17 protein-coding genes and 2 pseudogenes are annotated in these 19,726 nt (G+C 67.1%); 6 read left to right on the top strand and 13 right to left on the bottom strand.

Going from position 1 to position 19,726, the window contains the following annotated elements:
* Nucleotides 1-14: 14 nt before the first annotated feature.
* Both ACFQE0_RS11400 and petA read right to left on the bottom strand, forming a co-directional pair.
* Nucleotides 15-1,301: a cytochrome b gene (locus ACFQE0_RS11400; RefSeq protein WP_378969645.1), complete on the bottom strand. Its 1,287-nt coding sequence runs from the start codon at nucleotides 1,299-1,301 to the stop codon at nucleotides 15-17.
* 14 nt (nucleotides 1,302-1,315) lie between these two features.
* Nucleotides 1,316-1,888: a ubiquinol-cytochrome c reductase iron-sulfur subunit gene (gene petA, locus ACFQE0_RS11395; RefSeq protein ID WP_378969643.1), complete on the bottom strand. Its 573-nt coding sequence runs from the start codon at nucleotides 1,886-1,888 to the stop codon at nucleotides 1,316-1,318.
* Between the two features lie 371 nt (nucleotides 1,889-2,259).
* On the opposite strand from petA, the gene ACFQE0_RS11390 reads away from it, so the two are divergent.
* On the top strand, nucleotides 2,260-4,179 hold the full coding sequence (locus ACFQE0_RS11390) for a methyl-accepting chemotaxis protein (RefSeq protein ID WP_378969640.1): 1,920 nt from the start codon (nucleotides 2,260-2,262) through the stop codon (nucleotides 4,177-4,179).
* Between the two features lie 4 nt (nucleotides 4,180-4,183).
* Here the strand turns inward: ACFQE0_RS11390 and ACFQE0_RS11385 are convergent.
* The 7 genes and pseudogenes from ACFQE0_RS11385 to ACFQE0_RS11355 form a co-directional block, all read right to left on the bottom strand.
* Nucleotides 4,184-6,048, bottom strand: a pseudogene (locus tag ACFQE0_RS11385) (ABC transporter ATP-binding protein).
* 85 nt (nucleotides 6,049-6,133) lie between these two features.
* A complete protein-coding gene (locus ACFQE0_RS11380) occupies nucleotides 6,134-6,724 on the bottom strand; it encodes an AprI/Inh family metalloprotease inhibitor (protein ID WP_378969637.1) in 591 nt (196 codons plus the stop codon).
* Between the two features lie 179 nt (nucleotides 6,725-6,903).
* Nucleotides 6,904-7,728 (bottom strand): succinate dehydrogenase iron-sulfur subunit, encoded by an 825-nt coding sequence (locus tag ACFQE0_RS11375; protein WP_378969635.1) that lies wholly within the window; start codon nucleotides 7,726-7,728, stop codon nucleotides 6,904-6,906.
* A gap of 84 nt (nucleotides 7,729-7,812) precedes the next feature.
* Complete coding sequence (gene sdhA, locus ACFQE0_RS11370) at nucleotides 7,813-9,627, bottom strand: succinate dehydrogenase flavoprotein subunit (RefSeq protein WP_378969632.1); 1,815 nt, start codon at nucleotides 9,625-9,627, stop codon at nucleotides 7,813-7,815.
* 23 nt (nucleotides 9,628-9,650) lie between these two features.
* The gene (sdhD, locus tag ACFQE0_RS11365) at nucleotides 9,651-10,073 is read right to left on the bottom strand and encodes a succinate dehydrogenase, hydrophobic membrane anchor protein (RefSeq protein WP_378969630.1); all 423 of its coding nucleotides are present in this window, start codon (nucleotides 10,071-10,073) and stop codon (nucleotides 9,651-9,653) included.
* A gap of 11 nt (nucleotides 10,074-10,084) precedes the next feature.
* Entirely contained in the window at nucleotides 10,085-10,486 is a 402-nt protein-coding gene (gene sdhC, locus ACFQE0_RS11360) for a succinate dehydrogenase, cytochrome b556 subunit (protein ID WP_378969628.1), read from the bottom strand.
* Between the two features lie 130 nt (nucleotides 10,487-10,616).
* Nucleotides 10,617-11,868: pseudogene (locus ACFQE0_RS11355) on the bottom strand (SLC13 family permease).
* A 627-nt stretch (nucleotides 11,869-12,495) separates the two neighbouring features.
* On the opposite strand from ACFQE0_RS11355, the gene ACFQE0_RS11350 reads away from it, so the two are divergent.
* Nucleotides 12,496-13,224, top strand: a complete 729-nt coding sequence (locus ACFQE0_RS11350) for a TonB-dependent receptor plug domain-containing protein (RefSeq protein WP_378969625.1) — start codon at nucleotides 12,496-12,498, stop codon at nucleotides 13,222-13,224.
* A complete protein-coding gene (locus ACFQE0_RS11345; protein WP_378969623.1) occupies nucleotides 13,191-14,498 on the top strand; it encodes a TonB-dependent receptor in 1,308 nt (435 codons plus the stop codon). Before ACFQE0_RS11350 ends, ACFQE0_RS11345 begins: the two co-directional genes overlap by 34 nt.
* A 1-nt stretch (nucleotide 14,499) precedes the next feature.
* Here ACFQE0_RS11345 and ACFQE0_RS11340 read toward each other — a convergent pair whose 3' ends face one another.
* Complete coding sequence (locus tag ACFQE0_RS11340; RefSeq protein ID WP_378969621.1) at nucleotides 14,500-15,993, bottom strand: AMP nucleosidase; 1,494 nt, start codon at nucleotides 15,991-15,993, stop codon at nucleotides 14,500-14,502.
* A gap of 119 nt (nucleotides 15,994-16,112) precedes the next feature.
* On the opposite strand from ACFQE0_RS11340, the gene tsaA reads away from it, so the two are divergent.
* The 3 genes from tsaA to ACFQE0_RS11325 are packed head-to-tail and all read left to right on the top strand — an operon-like array spanning nucleotide 16,113 to nucleotide 17,346.
* Nucleotides 16,113-16,610 (top strand): tRNA (N6-threonylcarbamoyladenosine(37)-N6)-methyltransferase TrmO, encoded by a 498-nt coding sequence (gene tsaA / locus ACFQE0_RS11335; RefSeq protein ID WP_378969618.1) that lies wholly within the window; start codon nucleotides 16,113-16,115, stop codon nucleotides 16,608-16,610.
* Entirely contained in the window at nucleotides 16,607-17,134 is a 528-nt protein-coding gene (locus ACFQE0_RS11330) for an SGNH/GDSL hydrolase family protein (RefSeq protein WP_378969616.1), read from the top strand. Before tsaA ends, ACFQE0_RS11330 begins: the two co-directional genes overlap by 4 nt.
* A complete protein-coding gene (locus tag ACFQE0_RS11325) occupies nucleotides 17,071-17,346 on the top strand; it encodes a hypothetical protein (protein WP_378969613.1) in 276 nt (91 codons plus the stop codon). Before ACFQE0_RS11330 ends, ACFQE0_RS11325 begins: the two co-directional genes overlap by 64 nt.
* Here ACFQE0_RS11325 and guaA read toward each other — a convergent pair.
* From guaA to ACFQE0_RS11310, 3 genes are all read right to left on the bottom strand, one after another.
* Nucleotides 17,301-18,857: a glutamine-hydrolyzing GMP synthase gene (guaA, locus tag ACFQE0_RS11320; protein WP_378969610.1), complete on the bottom strand. Its 1,557-nt coding sequence runs from the start codon at nucleotides 18,855-18,857 to the stop codon at nucleotides 17,301-17,303. The two genes, ACFQE0_RS11325 and guaA, sit on opposite strands and share 46 nt — an antisense overlap.
* 66 nt (nucleotides 18,858-18,923) lie before the next feature.
* Nucleotides 18,924-19,343: a hypothetical protein gene (locus ACFQE0_RS11315; RefSeq protein ID WP_378969608.1), complete on the bottom strand. Its 420-nt coding sequence runs from the start codon at nucleotides 19,341-19,343 to the stop codon at nucleotides 18,924-18,926.
* The gene (locus ACFQE0_RS11310) at nucleotides 19,340-19,696 is read right to left on the bottom strand and encodes a hypothetical protein (RefSeq protein ID WP_378969605.1); all 357 of its coding nucleotides are present in this window, start codon (nucleotides 19,694-19,696) and stop codon (nucleotides 19,340-19,342) included. Before ACFQE0_RS11310 ends, ACFQE0_RS11315 begins: the two co-directional genes overlap by 4 nt.
* Nucleotides 19,697-19,726 lie beyond the last annotated feature (30 nt).

Genomic DNA, 19,726 nt, shown 5'->3' with positions numbered 1-19,726 from the left:
CGTGTCGTCGTCCCTCAGCCCTTGACCTGCGGCGCCGCAGCAGCGCCCGCCGGCATGCCGGCTCCCGAAACCTGCTTACCCGGTCCCGTCACGCTCTCGAGGATCGAGCCGGGCAGCGGGCTGGGGGTCTCGAACAGGCCGCAGAGCGGCATCACGATCAGGAAGTGGGCGAAGTAGTAGGCGGTGCAGATCTGCGAGGCGATCACGTAGCCGCCCTCCGGAGGCTGCGAGCCGAGCCAGCCGAGCAGCAGGCACACGCCCAGGAACACCCACATGAATTGCCGGTAGATCGGCCGGTAGTTGCAGGAGCGGACGCGCGACGTGTCCAGCCAGGGCGCGAAGGCCAAGATGATCACGGCCGAGAACATCAGGATGACGCCGCCGAGCTTATCAGGCACGGCCCGCAGGATCGCGTAGAAGGGCAGGAAGTACCATTCCGGCACGATGTGCGCGGGCGTCACCGCCGGGTTCGCCTGAATGTAGTTGTCGGCATGGCCGAGGTAGTTCGGCATGAAGAATAGGAACCACGCAAACAGGATCATGAACACCACGGTGGCGAACACGTCCTTGATCGTGGCGTAGGGCGTGAACGGAACTACGTCCTTACCGCTCTTCACCGGGATGCCGGTCGGGTTGTTCTGACCCGTGACGTGCAGCGCCCAGACGTGCAGGACGACGACGCCCGCGATCATCCACGGCAGCAGGTAGTGCAGCGAGAAGAAGCGGTTCACGGTTGGGTTGCCGACGGAATAGCCACCCCAGAGTAGGCTCTGGATCGTGTCGCCGACCACCGGGATCGCCGCCAGGATGTTGGTGATGACGGTGGCGCCCCAGAAGCTCATCTGGCCCCACGGCAGGGTATAGCCGAGGAAGGCCGTGGCCATCATCAGCAGGTAAATGATGACGCCGAGGATGTAGAGCACCTCACGCGGGGCCTTGTACGACCCGTAGTAGAGCGCCCGGAACATGTGAACATAGACCGCGACGAAGAACATCGACGCGCCGTTGGCGTGCGCATAGCGCAGCAGCCAGCCGTAGTTCACGTCGCGCATGATCTTCTCGACGGAGGTAAAGGCCCCCGTCGCGGACGGCTCGTAGTGCATCGCCAGCCACACGCCGGTGATGATCTGGATGCCGAGGAAGGCAGCGAGGATCGCGCCGAAGGTCCAGAAGTAGTTCAGGTTCCGGGGGACCGGATACGCGATGAACGACGAGTGGACGAGGCCGACCAGAGGCAGCCGCGACTCAAACCATTTCGCGACGCGGCTCTTCGGGACGTAGGTGCTGGCGGTACCGCTCATGTCTGCCTCTACCCTCAGGCCACGCCCTTGCCGCCAGCCGACTCACCGATGCGGATCTTGGAGTCCGACTGGAAGGCGTAGGGCGGAATCGGGAGGTTGATCGGTGCGGGGCCACGGCGAACGCGGCCCACGGCGTCGAACTGGGAGCCGTGGCACGGGCACGCCCAGCCCTCGAAGTTGCCCTGGTGGCCAATCGGCACACAGCCGAGATGCGTGCAGTTGCCGTAGACCACGAGCCACTGATCGTGGCCGTTCTTCACCCGCGTATCGAAAGCAGCAGGATCGATCTGCTGGTTCAGGGGCACGGCCTTCATGTCGGTGACCTCCTTCGAGGTCAGCTTGCGCACGAAGATCAGCTTTCCGCGCCAGAAGACGTTGATGATCTGCCCGTCCTGGATCGGCGTCAGGTCGACCTCGATCGGGGCGCCCGCCGCGATCACGTCGGCGTCGGGCGCCATCGAGGCCACGAAGGGCCATGCGATGGCACCGGCACCGACGGCGAGGCCGGCGCCCGTAGCCAGAAACAGGAAGTCACGACGGCTGCCGTCGTGGGACGCATCGGCGGGAGCGGCGGTTGAGTTCGCCAAGGGCTCAGCACTCCGAGGTCGTGTGTCACGGATACGAGTCCGCCGGGTGGCGGTCGCCGGGACCACAGCATTATGGTTCTAATCTGTGCAATGCGACCGGCCGTCGCCTCAAGTCAAGCCGGGGTCGCCTTATGGCCAAGCCAAACCGGGGAAAGAGTCCGCGATGTGTGTCAGCGGGCCGCGCGCCCTAGCGGGCGAGCTCAGAAACGGATTGGAAACGTCAATAACGGCACAGCGTCACGGGGCCTTAGTCGAGAATTAAGCACGCTCGTTACAGAATGGCTCAAGGTCGCTCATAGGTTGAGCGGAGTTGCGACGTGCAGCTGTTGAAATTCCGTTTGAAATCGATCGGATCGAAACTGGTCGTGGCGATGCTGGGGGTTTCCCTCGGCTCTGCGGCGGCCGTTGGCATCGCGAGTTACCAAGCGCAGGTCTCCTCCAGTGAGAGTGCGATCAGCGCGAGCCTGCTGCGACGCTACAACGCCGTCTCGGAAGCGATGAACGAGCAGGGCCAGCGCGCCCTGGCCTCCGCCGTCTCTCTGGCCAACGATCGCGGCATCGCCGACGCCTTCGGCCGGGGAGACCGGGCCGACGCCCTCGCCCGCCTCGCGCCGTCCTTCCCGGCTCTCAAGGGCCTCAATCTCGGCCTAGTGACCCTGCACGGGGCTGACGGCAAAGCCTTCGCCCGCGCCCATTCTCCCGAGAAGTTCGGGGACGACGTACTTTTCCGCCGCGGATTGGTGCGCGATGTCATCCAATCGCGTGGGACCCTGACCGGCATCGAGCCCGGCAAGGATAGCATCAGCATCTTCGCCGTGGTGCCCACCTTCTCGGAAGGCCGCTTCGTCGGCGTCACCGATGTCGGGGCCGTGCTCGGCGACGACTTCATCGCCGCCCTCAAGCGCCGCACCGGCGCTGACATCGCCATGCACCTCGTGGGCGAGAATGGCGTTCAGACCCTGGGCGCTACCTTCCCCCAGAAGACGCTGCTGCCCGTCGAGGCGCAGCGCGAGGCGACGGCCGGGCCGATCCCAAAGCGGATGAGCGAGATCGGTGGTCGCCCCTTCGCGGTACTCGCCGGCCCCTTGAAGAATTATTCCGGCAAGACCATCGGCACGCTGGAAGTCGCCCTCGACGCCACGGACCTCATCGCGGCCCGCGATCACGCACTGTTCGTGCTGGCCGGCGTGCTCCTGGCAGCGGCGGCGGCCACGACGGCGGCGGCCTACGCCCTCAACCGGCATATCGGGCGGCCCGTGGCGGACCTGAACACCAGCATGGGTGAGATCGCCTCCGGCCATTTCGACCGGGCGATCCCCGCGATGGGCCGTGAGGATGCCATCGGCGACATGGCCCGCTCGGTCGCCTATTTCCGCGATGGGCTGGTGCAGCAACGTGCCATGGAGGCCGAGAAGGCAGCGGGGACGCTGGAGAAGATGCGGCAGGCCGAGCGGATGAGCGCGCTCATCCACGGCTTCGAGGGTACGGTCGGCTCCATCGTCGGCATCGTCTCATCGGCCGCCACGGAGTTGCAGGCCACCGCCCAGCACCTCACCCAGACGGCGGACGACACCTCGGCGCGGGCCGAGGCGGTCGCCGTGTCCGCCCAGCAGGCTGGGGCGAACGTCACCTCCGTCGCCGGAGCGGCCGAGGAACTGGGCGCCTCGGTGAGCGAGATCGCCCGGCAGGTCGATCATTCGCTGGCGCAATCGACCCACGCCGTGGCCGAGACCCAGGCGTCGGCCATGACGGTCGGCGAACTGAAGGAGGCGATGAGCCGGATCGGCGAGATCGTCGCGCTCATCGACGGAATCGCCTCGCAGACCAACCTGCTGGCCCTCAACGCGACCATCGAGGCCGCGCGGGCCGGGGATGCAGGACGCGGCTTCGCGGTGGTCGCCTCCGAGGTCAAGGCGCTCGCCACCGAGACCAGCCGGGCCACCGCCGAGATCTCGGGGCAGATCGCGAGCATCCAAGCGACCACCGCGCGGGCGGTGTCGGGGATCGGCGGCATCGTCACCACCATCCACGACATCAACCGCGCCGCCTCCGCCATCGCGTCGGCGGTGGAGCAGCAGGGAGCGGCCACCCGCGAGATCGTCCAGGCGGTGTCGCAGGCCTCGGTCGGCACGTCCGAAGTCGGCAGCAGCATCGCCGTGGTCTCGCATGCCGTGTCCGGCACCGGCGCGGCGGCCGGTCAGGTCTTCGCGGCGTCCGAGGAACTGGCTCGTCAGGCCGAAGCTCTCCGCGCCGAGGTGGAAGGCTTCCTCCACGGCGTGCGCGCCGCCTGATCGGCTACTCGGCGGCGTCCTCGAAGGGCGCCGACCGGGCAGGCAGGAACCCGCCCGATTGCCGCGCCCAGAGGCCGGCATAGACCCCGCCCCGCGCCACGAGTTGGGCGTGGGTGCCCTCCTCCACGATCCGGCCCGCCTCGATCACGACGAGGCGGTCCATGGCCGCGATGGTCGAGAGACGGTGCGCGATGGCGAGGACGGTCTTGCCCGCCATCAGCGTGTCCAGGGAGTCCTGGATCGCCGCCTCGACCTGGCTGTCCAATGCCGAAGTCGCCTCGTCGAGGATGAGGATCGGGGCATCCTTCAGGATCACGCGGGCGATGGCGATGCGCTGGCGCTGCCCGCCCGAGAGTTTCACCCCCTCTCCCCAACATGGGCCTCGTAGCCCCGGCGCCCCTTGTGATCCACGAGATCGGCGATGAACCCATCCGCATGGGCAAGGCGCGCCGCCTGCGCCACCTCGGCGTCCGTGGCGTTCGGGCGGCCATAGGCGAGGTTGTCCCGGATCGAGCGGTGCAGCAGGGAGGTATCCTGGCTCACCATCGCCACGGCCTCGCGCAGCGACCCCTGGGTCACCCCGGCGATGTCCTGCCCATCGATGAGGATGCGCCCACCCTCGACGTCGTAGAGGCGCAGCAGCAGCGAGGCGAGGGTCGACTTGCCAGCCCCGCTCACGCCCACCAGCCCGACCCGCTCCCCGGCTCGGATCGTGAGCGAAAAATCCTCGATGATCGAGGCATCACCTCGTCCGTAATGGAAGCCGACCTGCTCGAAGCGGATCTCCCCGCCGGTCACGGCGAGTTCGCGCGCGTCCGGCGCATCCACGAGGCCGTGCGGACGGCTGATCGTCTGCATGCTCTCCTGAATGACGCCGACATTCTCGAACACGCCGCGCACGGTCTGCATCACCCAGCCCGACATGGCGATGAGGCGCAGCACCAGGGCGAGCCCGGCCGAGGCTTCACCCGTCGTGAGGCCGCCGTTTTGCCACAGGAGCAGGCAGGCCCCGGCGGTCGCGACGAGGAGCGCGCTGTTCAGGATTCCCAGTAGCGTCGTGGTCAGGGTGACCAGCCGGAACTGGAACAGATACGTGTCGGTGTTGGTCTGCACCGCATCGCGCACTGCCGCGCGCTCCTCCCGATCGCGGGCAAAGAGCTTCACGGTAAGAATGTTGGTGTAGCTGTCGACCACACGGCCGATCAGGGCCGAACGCGTCTCCGCGGTGGCGTGCGAGCGTGCCCGGGCGCGGGGCACGAACCACGCCGTGAGCCACGCATAGGCGCCGATCCAGACCACTACGGGCAGGGCGAGCCAGGGGGATATGGAGCCGAAAAGGCCGACCGCCGTCACCGCGTAGATCGCGACGTAGAGCAGCGTGTCGATGAACACGACCGCCAGTTCCCGCACCGCCGGGCCGACCTGTACGATGCGGTTCGAGAGCCGCCCTGCGAAGTCACCCTGGAAGTAAGAGAGCGAGTGCCCGAGGGTGTAGAGATGGGCCCGCCAGCGGACGAGGTTGGTCGTCTGCGGCACGACGAGCTGGTTCGAGAGGGCCTCGTGCGCCCAGATCGAGAGAGGCCTTATCAAAGCGACCAGGACCAGCGCGAGGGTAATGCCCGTGGCATGGTCCGAGAGGACCGTCGCCCGGTCGGCCGTGCCGAGCAGGTCGATGAACCAGCGCATGACGAGGTAGAGGGACGCCTCGACCGTGCCCGCGATCACCGCGATGACGAAGAGCGACGCCAGCGCCCAGCGGACCGGGCGCAGGTAGAACCACACGAAGCCGGTGACCGACTTCGGTGGCATCCGCGTCTCATCGAAGGGCGCGAAGGGGTCGATCCGGCGTTCGAGCCAATCGAGAAACATGCTGTACGCGGGTGCTCCGGAGGGAGCCCCTCATGTAAGGGCCGGGAGCCGCGGGCCAAGCAACCGCGACTCCACGACCGGACGACTACCGGTTGAGGGCGAGCGAAGCGCCGGACTTGGTGAGCGCGCCGTCGAGGCCCGCACCACCCTGACGAAGCCGGGCCGCGACGGTGCCGCCGGGCTGATAGAGATAGACCTCGCCATCCCGGTAATCCCAGGCCGAGACGCGGCCGAGTTCCTTGTTCGAACAACCCGAGGTCGAGGCCTTGTAGAGATCGAGGGAGGGCGTGCTCGACAGCGTCACGCGGCGGCTGGCGCCGGTGGCGTCGCGGGCATCCCAGCCGCCGACGACGGCGGCGCGGCCGGTGGTGGTGACCGGCGGCGGGGGCGGAGGCGGGGTCACCGGCTCAGGCACGACGGTCGGCGCCGGAGCGCTCGGATTGAGGCCCGCGACGGGACCGGGCGGGGGCAGATCGGGGCTCGCCGCGGCGCCCGGCGGGGGCGCGAGCGGCGACGCCGTGACGGTGCCAGACGGAATCGCGGTGATGGGGGCATCGAAATCGGCGCGAGGTCCGGGGGCGCGGGTCTTAGGGCCCTCCAACCGGTCGGACGCGCAGGCGCCGAGGCCGGCGCTGAGGCAAAGCACGGCGATCAACGAGGGGCTCGGGCGCAGCATCGTTCCACTTGGCTCGGGCAGTATGGCTCGGACGGACACCTCGCGATGTCGTGTGCCTGCCTCGGCGGGAAATGCGCTCGCCACAAGGCGAGCTGCGCGGTGAACCCGTGTTCCGACGTGAATAGCGGGCTTTTCGCCCCGGTGTTGCCCCGGCGCCGCAGGGGCGCCGGGGAAGGACCTCAGACCTCGCGCTCGACCATCATCTTCTTGATCTCGGCGATGGCCTTGGCCGGGTTCAGGCTCTTCGGGCAGGTGTTCGCGCAGTTCATGATCGTGTGGCAGCGGTACAGCCGGAAAGGATCATGCAGGTTGTCGAGGCGCGCGCCCGTGTTCTCGTCACGGGAGTCGATCAGCCAGCGATAGGCCTGGAGCAGGGCCGCCGGGCCGAGGAACTTCTCACCGTTCCACCAGTAGCTGGGGCACGAGGTCGAGCAGCAGGCGCAGAGAATGCACTCGTAGAGGCCGTCGAGGCGGGCGCGGTCCTCCGGCGTCTGGCGCCATTCCTTCTCCGGGGACGGCGTGTCGGTCTGGAGCCAGGGCTCGATCGCCGCGTGCTGCGCGTAGAAGTTCGTCAGATCCGGCACCAGATCCTTCAGCACCGGCATGTGCGGCAGCGGATAGATGCGGATGGCGCCGTCCTTGTCCTTGCGGGTCAGGATCGGCAGCGCATTGTCAGGGCTCTTGCACTCATCGATGCCCATCGTGCAGGCGAGCGCGTTCTGCCCCTCGATGTTCATGGCGCAGGAGCCGCAGATGCCTTCACGGCAGGAGCGGCGGAAGACCAGGGTCGAGTCGACCTTGTTCTTGATCCAGAGCAGGGCATCCAGGATCATCGGGCCGCAATCGTCCCGGTCGACGAGGTAGGTGTCGACGCGTGGGTTCTTCCCGTCATCCGGATTCCAGCGGTAGATCCGGAAGGTCTGGAGATTCTTCGCCCCCGCAGGCGCGGGCCATGACTTGCCCTGCGTGATCTGCGAGTTCTTCGGAAGGTTGAACTGGGCCATGGGCTTGATCGGATCCGCAAGGGCAGGTCGATGCGGCGGATCGTAAAGTGATCCGCCGCCTGATGGTTCAGCCGAGATGAAGGCTCAGTACACGCGGGCCTTTGGCTCGATGTACTGGATCTCGTTCGACATCGTGTAGGTATGAACCGGACGATAATCGATCGTGACACCGCCCGTATCGCCGATCCAGGCCAGGGTGTGCTTCATCCAGTCCTTGTCGTCGCGGTCCGGGAAGTCCTCGCGGGCATGGGCGCCGCGCGATTCCTTGCGGTTGGCAGCCGATTCCATCGTCACCACCGCCTGGCCGATCAGGTTGTCGAACTCCAGGGTCTCCAGGAGGTCGGTGTTCCAGACGAGAGAACGGTCGGTGATCTTCACGTCCGAGGCGGCGTCGTGGACCTTGTGGATCAGGCCTCGGCCCTCTTCCAGAACCTCACCGGTGCGGAAGACGGCGCAGTTGTTCTGCATGGTCTTCTGCATCTCGGCACGCAGCTCCGCCGTGGCGGTGCTGCCGTTGGCGTAGCGGAACCGGTCCAGGCGCTCGAGGGCCTTGTCGGTGGCGCCCTTCGGCAGCTCCATCGCCCGGCCGTTCGGCTCCACGATCTCGGCGCAGCGCTTGCCCGCCGCGCGGCCGAACACCACGAGGTCGATGAGCGAGTTCGAGCCGAGGCGGTTCGCCCCGTGGACCGAGACGCAGGCCGCTTCGCCGATGGCCATGAGGCCCGGCACCACGGTGTCGGGGTTGCCGTCCTTCAGGGTCAGCACCTCGCCGTGATAGTTCGTGGGGATGCCGCCCATGTTGTAGTGCACGGTCGGGATGACCGGGATCGGCTCCTTGGTCACGTCGACGCCCGCGAAGATCTTCGCGCTCTCCGAGATGCCGGGCAGACGCTCGTGCAGGATCTTCGGGTCGAGATGGTCGAGGTGCAGGAAGATGTGATCCTTGTTCTTGCCGACGCCGCGACCGTCACGGATCTCCATGGTCATGGAGCGCGAGACGACGTCGCGGGAGGCGAGATCCTTCGCAGACGGGGCGTAACGCTCCATGAAGCGCTCGCCCTCGGAATTCGTGAGGTAGCCGCCCTCGCCGCGCGACCCTTCCGTGATGAGGCAACCCGCGCCGTAGATGCCGGTCGGGTGGAACTGCACGAACTCCATGTCCTGCAGCGGCAGGCCGGCGCGCAGCACCATGGCATTGCCGTCACCGGTGCAGGTATGGGCCGACGTCGCCGAGAAATAGGCTCGGCCGTAACCGCCGGTCGCCAGGATCGTCTGCTGCGCACGGAAGCGATGGATCTCGCCGGTCGCCTGATCGAGGGCGATGACGCCCCGGCAACGGCCCTCGTCATCCATGATGAGGTCGAGGGCGAAGTACTCGATGAAGAAGTCAGTCTGGTTCTTCACCGCCTGCCCGTAGAGGGTATGCAGCATGGCGTGACCAGTGCGGTCGGCCGCTGCGCAGGTGCGCTGGGCGGTGCCCTTGCCGTAATCGGTGGTCATGCCGCCGAACGGGCGCTGGTAGATCTTGCCCTCTTCCGTGCGGGAGAAGGGCACGCCCCAATGCTCCAGCTCGTAGACCGCCGCCGGAGCGTTGCGGACGAGGTATTCGATGGCGTCCTGGTCGCCGAGCCAGTCCGAGCCCTTCACAGTGTCGTACATGTGCCAGCGCCAATCGTCCGGCCCCATGTTGCCGAGCGAGGCCGAGATGCCGCCCTGCGCTGCCACGGTGTGCGAGCGGGTGGGGAACACCTTGGTGATGCAGGCCGTGCGCAGGCCCGCCTGCGAGCAGCCGACCGTGGCGCGGAGGCCCGCGCCGCCGGCGCCCACGATCACCACGTCGAAGGCGTGGTCATGGATGGTGTAGGCGGGCGTGCCGCCGTTCGTTCCGTTCACGGCCATGGTCGGCTCCGAAGCTTGCGGTGTCAGACGGGCAGCTGGCCGAAGCCCACGCGCAGGATCGCGTAGAGGCAGGCCACAGCCACGACGACAGCATAGAAATTGTTGGCGAACACGGCCGCGATCTTGGTCGCGGGCGCGTGGACGTAATCCTCGATGATCACCTGCATGCCGAGACGCATGTGGATCGTCACCGACAGGACCGCCAGGATGAGGATCAGCGACACGAAGGGGCTGCCCACGAGACGGATCGCCTCAGGGTAGGGTCGCCCGGCCATGCGGGCGATGATCACCACGAAGGAGAGCATCAGCACCACGTTGGCGACGGCGGTGAGTCGCTGAACCCACCAATGGCCCGCGCCATGGTGGGAGACGCCGAGCCCCCGAACCCGCGCGCGCGGCGTGCGGATCGAGACGGCGGGGTTCTGGCGAATGTTTTCCTTGGCCATGTCGTCCCCCCTCAGCGAGCCAGAAGGCCGATCACCCATACGACGACGGTCAGAACCGTCGAGCCGACCAGGGTGAGGCGGGCGAGACCGAGGCGCTGCGTCTTGTCGAAGCCGATGCCAGCGTCCCACACGAAGTGGCGGATGCCGCCGAGCATGTGGTGAAGCAGGATCCAGGTGTAGACGAACAGGATCAGCTTGCCGAAGATCGAGCCGAAGAAGCCCGCGACCCATGCATAGGCCGCCGGGCCCGAGGCGAGCGCGACCAGCCAAATGGCGACGAGCGCCGTGCCGCCGTAAAGCGCGGTGCCGGTGATGCGGTGGAACACCGACATCGCCATCGTCCACGTCCAGCGGTAGATCTGGAGGTGCGGCGAGAGCGGTTGGGCCACTGTCGGGCGGGCTGTAGGAGCCATGTGCGGGGGAACCTCGCGGTTTCGAACTGGACCGTCTCTAAGGTGGAACCGGTAGTGTCTGGGCGGGAAAGCCGCAAGGCGGCATGGTGCGGCGCAATGCGCACAACCTGCTGACAGTTCATCTATTTTGTCATTTCGGCCATCCCAACAGCCACCACCATCCGAAATCCAGAGGAGCGGCAACCAGAAGCGAGACGAGCCCGAACGGCACCGTCAGTCGTGTGACCCGGCGCAAGGGCACCCGCCCGAGTTCGCTGGCGAAGACGATGGGCGGTGCCTGATAGGGAAAGAACAGGTTCGAGTAGCCGATCACTTGGATCGACACGACAGCGAGGGCGGAGAGGCCGCTTGCCTGCACGATCTCCGGCGCGAGCGCCGTGTAAAGAGCTGGGCGCGCCGTTGGCCGTAACGAGAAGGGTGATCGCCGTGCTGAGGCCCGTCAGCACAGCGAAATTCTGCGCGGTGGCTCCCGGTGTCAGGGGCGCCACGGCGAGCAAGGCATGGCCGAGCCGCTCGCCGAGCCCGGTGGCGTTCACCACGGCGACGAGGCCGAGCAGCGCCGCGATGTAGAAGCAGGTCCGCAGGCTCACCTGCCCGAAGGCATCCGCATTCATCACGCCGACCTTCGGCAAAAGGCAGATCACTGCCGCCACAAGGCCGACCCAAGCCGGTGGAATGCCGTGCAAGCTATCGGTCATCCAGAAGGCGAGCGTCCCGAGGAGGATCGCTGCGAGCCGCCTTTCCGGCCCGGTGAGGGGCAGTAGAGCGGGCAACTCTGTCGTGGGCGCCGAAACCCGATCGGGGAACAGGCGCACCACCAGGGCGATCAGCATCGCGCCTTTGACGAAGGCCAGGACGGGGGCGTGCAGCAGGAAATAGGACAGGTAGGAGAAGTGCAGCCCAAGCAGCCGCTCGGCCGAGCCCGCCATGACGAGGTTCGGCACGTTGGCCGGCAGGATGGCCGCCGACAGGACCGGCGTCGCCACACCGACCGCGAGCACCGCCCCCTCCCGCCCCGGCCGACCGGCCCCGAGACCGAACGCATCGCAGAGCGCCAGCGTCACCGGGATCATCAGGGCGATGCGCCCGAGATTGGACGGCATCACCAGGGCCAGCAGGAAGCTGAGCATGACCAGACCGGCGATGAAGCGCGTGTAGGAGCCGGACAATCGCTGGGCGAGCACACGTGCCATCCGCGCGCCGAGACCGGTTCGGGTCATGCCCTGCCCGACGATCATCCCCGACAGGACGAGCCAGAACGCCTGCGATGCGAAGCCGGAAAAGACCGTCTCGGCCGGGGCGAGCTTGAACAGCATCGCCAGCCCGAAGAAGGCGAGCGCGGTGACGATCTCCGGCAGAAGCGCGCTCGCCCAAAGCCCCATGCACAGGACGAGCAGGAAAGCCGAGCCGAGCAAAACACCCTGTCCGCCCACAGCCAGGCCCCCGTTGTCGTTGGGCGCCGATCCTGCCTTGTTCAGAATCATTCGCAATGCGTCGTCCGTGCATCCAGCCTTCGCCCGCGACGAAGGCTGGATGCAACTCGCTTGGGCGCTAGACCGGAAATCCAACGCTTGCCGCGAAGGATACCGGCAATGCCGCACCAGCCACTCCTTCTGCTGAATGCTGCAGACGGCCTCAGTGATCGGCCCCGGTTTCAACTGCAAGTTAGATCGCACGCAAATTCAAGCACCTAAATGCCTGGACCCCAAAAGCTTTCATTGTAAGAAATCTAACTAAAATTTTTTGATCGCTCATGTTTCCACGTTGTGTTCGGATCTCGAATCTGCGTCATTACGCCACGCCGAACGATCCATCGCGCGCACAGCGCTGAGATAGACACCGACATGGTCGCAATACTTGAACGGACGCATCCGCGCGCGGTCCTATCCTGCATGATTGCCCTGTTGTGCGCGGCCGAACCTGCGAATGCACGGGATCCTCAAGCCACGCCAACCGACGTGACACTCGAAACCTTGACGGTAGAGGGGCAAGCCGGACCGAGGGGTGTCGTGCCGGCCTATGCCGGTGGGCAGGTGGCGCAGGGCGGGCGCCTCGGCCTCCTCGGCAACACCGAGACGGCAAAATCACCGTTCAGCATCTCAAGCTATACGGATACCTTCGTTCGCGATCGGCAAGCCTCGACGGTCTCGGAAGCCTTGGCCCTCGACCCTTCGGTCCGTGCGACGCAGACGACCGGGGCGCCGTTCGACTCCCTGTCCGTGCGGGGCTTTCCCATGAGCGAAGGGATCAGCGGCGAGATCGCCTTCGACGGTGTCTACGGCATCGCGCCGACCTTTCGCGTCTTCGCCGATTATGCCGAGCGGATCGAGGTGCTGAAGGGTCCTTCGGCCGGCCTGTCGGGCATGCCGCCCAATGGCGGAATCGGCGGTGTCGTCAACGTCGTCCCGAAGCGGGCGGGCGAGGATCTGACCCGCGTCACCCTCGATTACGGCTCCCTCGCCCGGGGCGGCGGTCAAATCGATTTCGCCCGGCGGGGCGGCGAAGGCCGCGAATGGGGCGTCCGGTTCGCCGGCAGCCTGCATCGCGGCGACACGCCGATCGACCGTCAGGCCGAAACGACCGGCGTCGGCGCCCTGGCCCTCGATTACCAGGGAGAACGGTTCCGGACGTGGCTCTACCTTCTCGCGCAGACGGACCAGTTTCGTGCCCCCTGCGTCCGTTCCTCCTCAAAGCTGGCGTGCCGGTGCCGAAGGCGCCCGATGGCCGCCTCAACCTGACACAGCCCTGGGAAAGCGGAACAGTGGATGACCACGGCGGGCTGCTCCGCTTGGAATACGACCTCACCGACACGACAACGCTGTTCGCCGCTATTGGCGGGTCCCAGACCAGCGTCTCGCGCATCTTCGCCTCGGCACCGACCATCACCAACGCGCAGGGCGACACGACCACGAATCCGCAATTCTACGGCTTGGAGTCCGGCCGGTTCACAGCCGATGGCGGTCTGCGCACCGGGTTCGATACCGGCCCGATCCACCACGCCGTCGCGGTTCAGGCCTCCTATTACCGCGAGGAGATAGGCCGCTGGCTCTCGCCCGTGCGGTCCAGCTACCGCTCCAACATCTACAATCCCGTCCTCGTCCCCCCGCTCGCCGTGCCGGTGACGGGTGGACGCCCGCGCTTCTTCGACAGCACCCTCACCGGCGTCACGGTGGCCGACACGATGTCCGCCTTGAACGAGCGCATTCTGCTCACCGCGGGCGTGCGGCGGCAGACGGTCGAGGCGCATAACTATGCCGTGAACGTGCCGGTGATCACGGCCTCCTACGACAAGAGCGCCGTCACCCCCTTCGTCGGCCTCGTGCTGCGCCCGTGGGACAACGTGTCGGTCTACGAAAACTATATCGAGGGCCTGAGCCGGGGCGATTTCGCGCCGGCCGTGGCGACCAATTCGGGGACCGCGCTCGCTCCCTATGTCGCCCGCCAAGTCGAACTCGGCGTAAAAGTCGATTGGGGGTCGGTCTCCACCAACCTCGCCGCCTTCCGCATCACCAAGCCGAGCGGCGAACTCGGCCCCGACCGCGCCTATGCGCAGACCGGTGAGCAGCAGATCGACGGGCTCGAACTCACCCTCTACGGCGAGGTCATACCCGGCATCCGGGCTCTCGGCGGCGTCACCTTCTTCGACGGCACCCTCACCCGCACCGTCACCGCCGCCAATATCGGCCATAAGCCCATCGGCGTACCCGGCGTCCAAGTGAATTTCGGCGGGGAATGGGACATTCCAGGCTTGCCGGGCCTCACCCTCGACGGGGCAGTGGTCCATACCGGGCGCCAATATCTCGATGCCGCCAACCTGCAGGCGGTGCCGGATTGGACGCGCTTCGACCTCGGCGCCCGCTACGCCACCCTGATCGGCGGTCACCGTACCGTGTTCCGCGCCAACGTTATCAACGTCGCCAACGCGAAATACTGGACGGGCGTCGCTTCCTACGGGACCTTCTTCCAGGCGGCCCCGCGCACCTACCTGCTGTCGATGTCGGTGGATCTGTAGATCATCGGAAGGGCGGCTCGTCGAAGCTGCGGAGCTTGCGCGAATGCAGCCCCGCCCGGTCGGCGCGAAGCGCATCCAGGGCTGCGAGGCCGACCTTCAGATGCTCCGACACCGCCCGGTCGTAAAAGGCATTGGCCGCGCCCGGCAGCTTGATCTCGCCGTGGAGCGGCTTGTCCGACACGCACAGCAACGCACCATACGGCACACGCAGGCGGTAGCCCTGCGCGGCGACCGTCCCGCTCTCCATGTCGACGGCGATGGCCCGCGATTGGTTGATCCGGCGCCTCTCCTGGGTGAAGCGCAGCTCCCAATTGCGGTCATCGTAGGTCACGACGGTGCCGGTGCGCAGGCGTCGCTTGAGGGCGTCGTCGCGCTCGCCGGTCACCTGAGCAGCGGCCGATTGCAGGGCGACCTGCACTTCGGCGAGCGCGGGGATCGGCACATCCGGCGGGACCAGCTCATCGAGAATGCGGTCGCGCCGGAAGTAGGCGTGGGCCAGCACGTAATCGCCGATGGTCTGGGATTGGCGAAGGCCGCCGCAATGGCCGACCATCAGCCAGCAATCCGGCCGCAGCACCGCCAGATGGTCGGTGATCGTCTTCGCATTGGAGGGCCCGACGCCGATATTGACCAGCGTCGTGCCCTGCATCGACCCGTCGGGGGCGCGGGAGACGAGGTGGTAGGCCGGCATCTGATGCTTGTGCCAGGGCGAGGCCGCGAGCAGCGCGGCCGGATCGGCACTCGCCGCCTCCTCACGCTTCACCACGATGCCGCCGGGCAGCACCAGCCGCTCGAACCCCTCTTCCCCCGAAGCCAGCCGTTCAAGCCCGTGCCGGATGAACTGATCGACGTAGCGGTGATAATTGGTGAGCAGGATCCAGGGCTGTACCTCGCGCCAGTCGCAGCCCGTGTAATGGACGAGGCGGCGCAGCGAGTAATCGACCCTTACCCCGTCGAACAGGGCGAGCGGGCGCGGCTCGCCCTCGACCATGTCGAAGATGCCGTCTGCGATCTCGTCGCCCACGACGGAGAGGAGCGGAACGGGGAAGTAGGTCGCCAGTTCGGCCGCCTCGACCGAGCGCGCCGAAGGGTCGAGCCCAGCCTCTAGCACGTAGGGATAAGGGATTTCCTGCGCGCTCAGGCCCACTTCGAGGGAGACGCCGTAATCGGCGACCAGCGGCTCGAGTTGCCGCAACAGGTAATCCCGAAAGAAGGCCGGATGCGTGACCGTCGTCGCGTAGGTGCCCGCCGCCTGGAGCTTGGCGGTCGCCCGGCGCAGGCGCGGCAGGGGCCCATCCGGCCGGTGCGTCACGCGCAGTTCCGGATAGCGGAAGGCCAGCCGCTCCGAGGCATCGGGCGGCGCGCCGCCTTCCAGATATCGCTCCAAGGCACCGCGCAGCGCCGAGGTCGCACCGTCGTAGAGGGCGACCAGTTGGTCCACCGCCTCCGTAGCATTCTGGACGGCCTGCATCGGCCGCAATTCGCGTTCGATCATATCTCCTCCGGCCCTTCGGATTACACGCTCGCCGCGGCGGGCGCGAGGCGGTCCTTCGGGGGCTCTTGCATCGACAGGCCCCATGGCCGACACCCCGGCGGGAAGGCAGGACACGCTCGATGCAGGCAGACGAATTCGGGGTGCGCCCCGGCGAGGTGATGGCGGATCTGCCGGAGACGTTCGATGCCGGCCTGCACTTCATAGGCCGCCTGCGCACGCCTTGGACCAAGCGCAAGGATTGCCCGAAGAACGGGCTCCAGACACAGGAAATCTGCACGGTCGAAGTCGATCCGGCCTACGCGACGGGGCTCGGCAACGTCACCGGCTGCACGCACCTGATCCTGCTCTATTGGATGGAGCAGGCGACGCGCGGGCTCCTCGTCCAGCAGCCGCGCCACGCCGCCGGGCCGCGCGGCACCTTCTCCCTGCGCTCTCCGGCCCGGCCCAACCCCATCGCACTGTCGGTTGTGGAATTGCTCGGCCGCGAGGGAGACACCCTCCAGGTGCGCGGCCTCGATTGCCTCGATGGGACGCCGCTCCTCGATATCAAACCCTATTACGCCTCGACCGACTCCCGGCCCGAGGCGCAGGTGAACCGTGCGGGCGCCGATCAATGAAGCGGTTCATCGCTCCCGCCCTCGCCGCGCTCATGATGCTTGCGGCGGGGTTCATCGCGGGTTGGACCTCGCACAAGGCCCCGGCCGATGCCCGCGCCTACGCCGCCATGCGCCTCGTGGCGGTGCAGGTGGCCCTGGATGAGGCGCCTGCAGAATACGATTTCCTGGCGGGCGATTCACAGACCGAGTTGCAGCCCGGCGATCAGCGCCCCTGCGGCATCCCCCTCGTCAATGGTGGAGTGAGCGGCGCGACCTCCTCGGCCTATGCGGAGTATGTCGCCAAGCTCACCTTCCCGGTGCGCCCGAAGGCAGCCTCGCTCACCATCGGCACCAACGATCTTCTCCTGAAGAACCGCCCGCAGGGGACCGATGCGGCGTCCCGCTTCGAAGCCTCGGCCGAGCGCATCGTGCGCGGGCTACAGGCCGTGACCGGCCGGGTCGTCGTCACCGCCCTCCCCCGGTGGGGCGCGAGATCGCGGGTTTCGTGGATGCCGGGGCGGTCGGCGATTATTCGGGGCGGCTGAAGGCGCTCTGCGAAAAGCTCGGCTGCACCTTCACCGACCCCTTCGCCGACCTTCGTGACGGCGATACCGGCTACGCCAAGCCCGGCGCGCTCCGCGACGGGCTGCACCTCGCCAAGTTCAGGCCGGCAATCAAGGCACTGGCGCCGGCTTTATGCGGGGGTGAGAATCACTCCCACTCGATGGTGCCCGGCGGCTTCGACGTGATGTCGTAGGTCACACGGTTGATGCCCTTTACCTCGTTGATGATCCGCGTCGCCACGCGGCCGAGGAAGGCCATGTCGAAGGGGTAGAAATCGGCCGTCATGCCGTCCACCGAAGTGACGGCGCGCAGCGCGCAGACATGGTCGTAGGTCCGGCCATCGCCCATCACACCCACCGTCTTGACCGGCAGGATCACCGCGAAGGCCTGCCAGATCGTGTCGTAGAGACCCGCCTGACGGATCTCGTCGAGATAGATCGCGTCGGCCTTGCGCAGGGCGTCGAGCTTCTCGCCCGTGATCGTGCCGGGGCAGCGGATGGCGAGGCCCGGACCGGGGAACGGGTGGCGGCCTACGAAGGCCTCCGGCAGGCCGAGCTCCTTCCCGAGCACCCGGACCTCGTCCTTGAACAGCTCGCGGAGCGGCTCCACGAGCTTCATATTCATGCGCTCGGGCAGGCCACCGACATTGTGGTGGCTCTTGATCGTCACCGAGGGGCCGCCGGTGAAGGACACGCTCTCGATCACGTCCGGATAGAGCGTGCCCTGTGCCAGGAATGCCGCCCCGCCGATCTTCTTCGATTCGGCCTCGAACACATCGATGAACAGGCGGCCGATCGTCTTACGCTTGACCTCGGGGTCGGACACCCCTTCGAGCGCCGACAGGAACATGCCCGATGCTTCTACGTGGACGAGCGGGATGTTGTAGTGGTCCCGGAACAGCGCCACGACCTGCTCGGCCTCGCCGAGGCGCAACAAGCCGTGGTCCACGAACACGCAGGTCAGCTGATCACCGATCGCCTCGTGGATCAGCACCGCCGCCACCGCCGAATCGACGCCGCCGGACAGACCGCAGATCACCTTCTCCGAGCCGACCTGCTCACGGATCTTGGCGATGGCCTCCTCACGGTAGGCACCCATGGTCCAGTCGCCGGAGCAGCCCGCGACGTCGCGCACGAAGTTGCGGATCAGCAGGGCGCCGTGGGGCGTGTGCGCCACCTCCGGGTGGAACTGCACCGCGTAGTATTTGCGTGCCTCGTCAGCCACCGCCGCGAAGGGCGCGTTCTTCGAGATGGCCACCGTGGTGAAGCCGTCGGGCAGCTTCGTCACGCGGTCGCCATGGCTCATCCAGACGGGGTACCTCTCACCCTTGGTCCAGACGCCCTTGAAGAGCGGGCAATCCGCCAGGATCTCGACCTCGGCCCGGCCGAATTCGGCGTGGTGCCCCCCTTCAACCGCGCCGCCGAGCTGGGCTGCCATGGTCTGCTGGCCGTAGCAGATGCCGAAGACCGGCACGCCTGATTCGAAGACCAGTTGCGGCGCGCGGGGCGAGGCTTCGACGGTCACCGATTCGGGGCCGCCGGAGAGGATCACACCCTTGGGCTTCTGCTCGCGGAACGCGGCCTCGGCCTTTGTGAAGGGCACGATCTCGCAATAGACGCCCTCCTCACGCACCCGGCGTGCGATGAGCTGCGTCACCTGAGAGCCGAAATCGACGATCAGGATCTTGTCGTGGTCGGTATTCATCGGCGGCAGTTAAACGACGCGGAGCGGGCACGCAACGCGCATGCCCGCTCGGTCTGGGGACTGGTCTCAGTCGAAGTTGCGGATCTTGGCCGAGCCGCCGAGGCTGATGGCGGGCTTCGCGGCGCCCGCGAGGCTCACCTTCTTCTGGCCGGGCATCGGCTTGTGCTTGGTCAGGGCCGCGGCCGGGTCCACCGCCGGGCGGGACGGCTTCAGATGGGCCTGTCCGTGAATCACCGCGCCGATCTCCCCCGCCACGCGGATCAGATCCTCGCGATCACAGGAGCGGGCGACCTTCAGGCCGAGCTGGTGCGTGTGGCTCTTGCCGTAGAGATAGGCGGCGAACTGCGCGCGCTTCAGGGGCGGAATCTGCTCCAGGATCAGTGGCAGGTCGTAATCGTCGGCCCGGTAGACCGAGCCGAGAGTCTCCAGGCTGACCGGGCAGTCGATCTCAGGTTCGGCGCCGCTGGTCGGGTGCGATTGCGTCATGGTCGCCTCTCGGGGATCGATGGTTCGAAGGTCGGCTCGGATGCCTCACCAGGGCGGTTGGTTTCAAGCCCCCGGACCGCAGGAATTTCAGGCACGGCCGCACTGGCCAGGAGCCGGGCCTGCGGCGGCGTCCAGGGTGCCAAGCATCCGGTGCAGACCGATTCGATGATACGGCGCGCTCTCGCATTGCTGCGCTCGAAAGCGGCTTCGCGAGCGGCGCGTTCGTCGATGGCCCCGCCGCCGACACCGATGGCGGTGGGATCGGGCTGCGGCCGGATGCGGAGGAACAGGGCTTCCTGCGCCTCGGCCGACACCGGAGCGACGAGGATGGCGAGACCGGTGAGAGTGGCCAAGCGACGTCGCGGACCCCTCTGCCGTGCCAT

Source organism: Methylobacterium komagatae (assembly GCF_042661665.1).
Classification (GTDB): Bacteria; Pseudomonadota; Alphaproteobacteria; order Rhizobiales; family Beijerinckiaceae; genus Methylobacterium; species Methylobacterium komagatae.
This window is presented reverse-complemented; position numbering and strand designations above follow the sequence as displayed.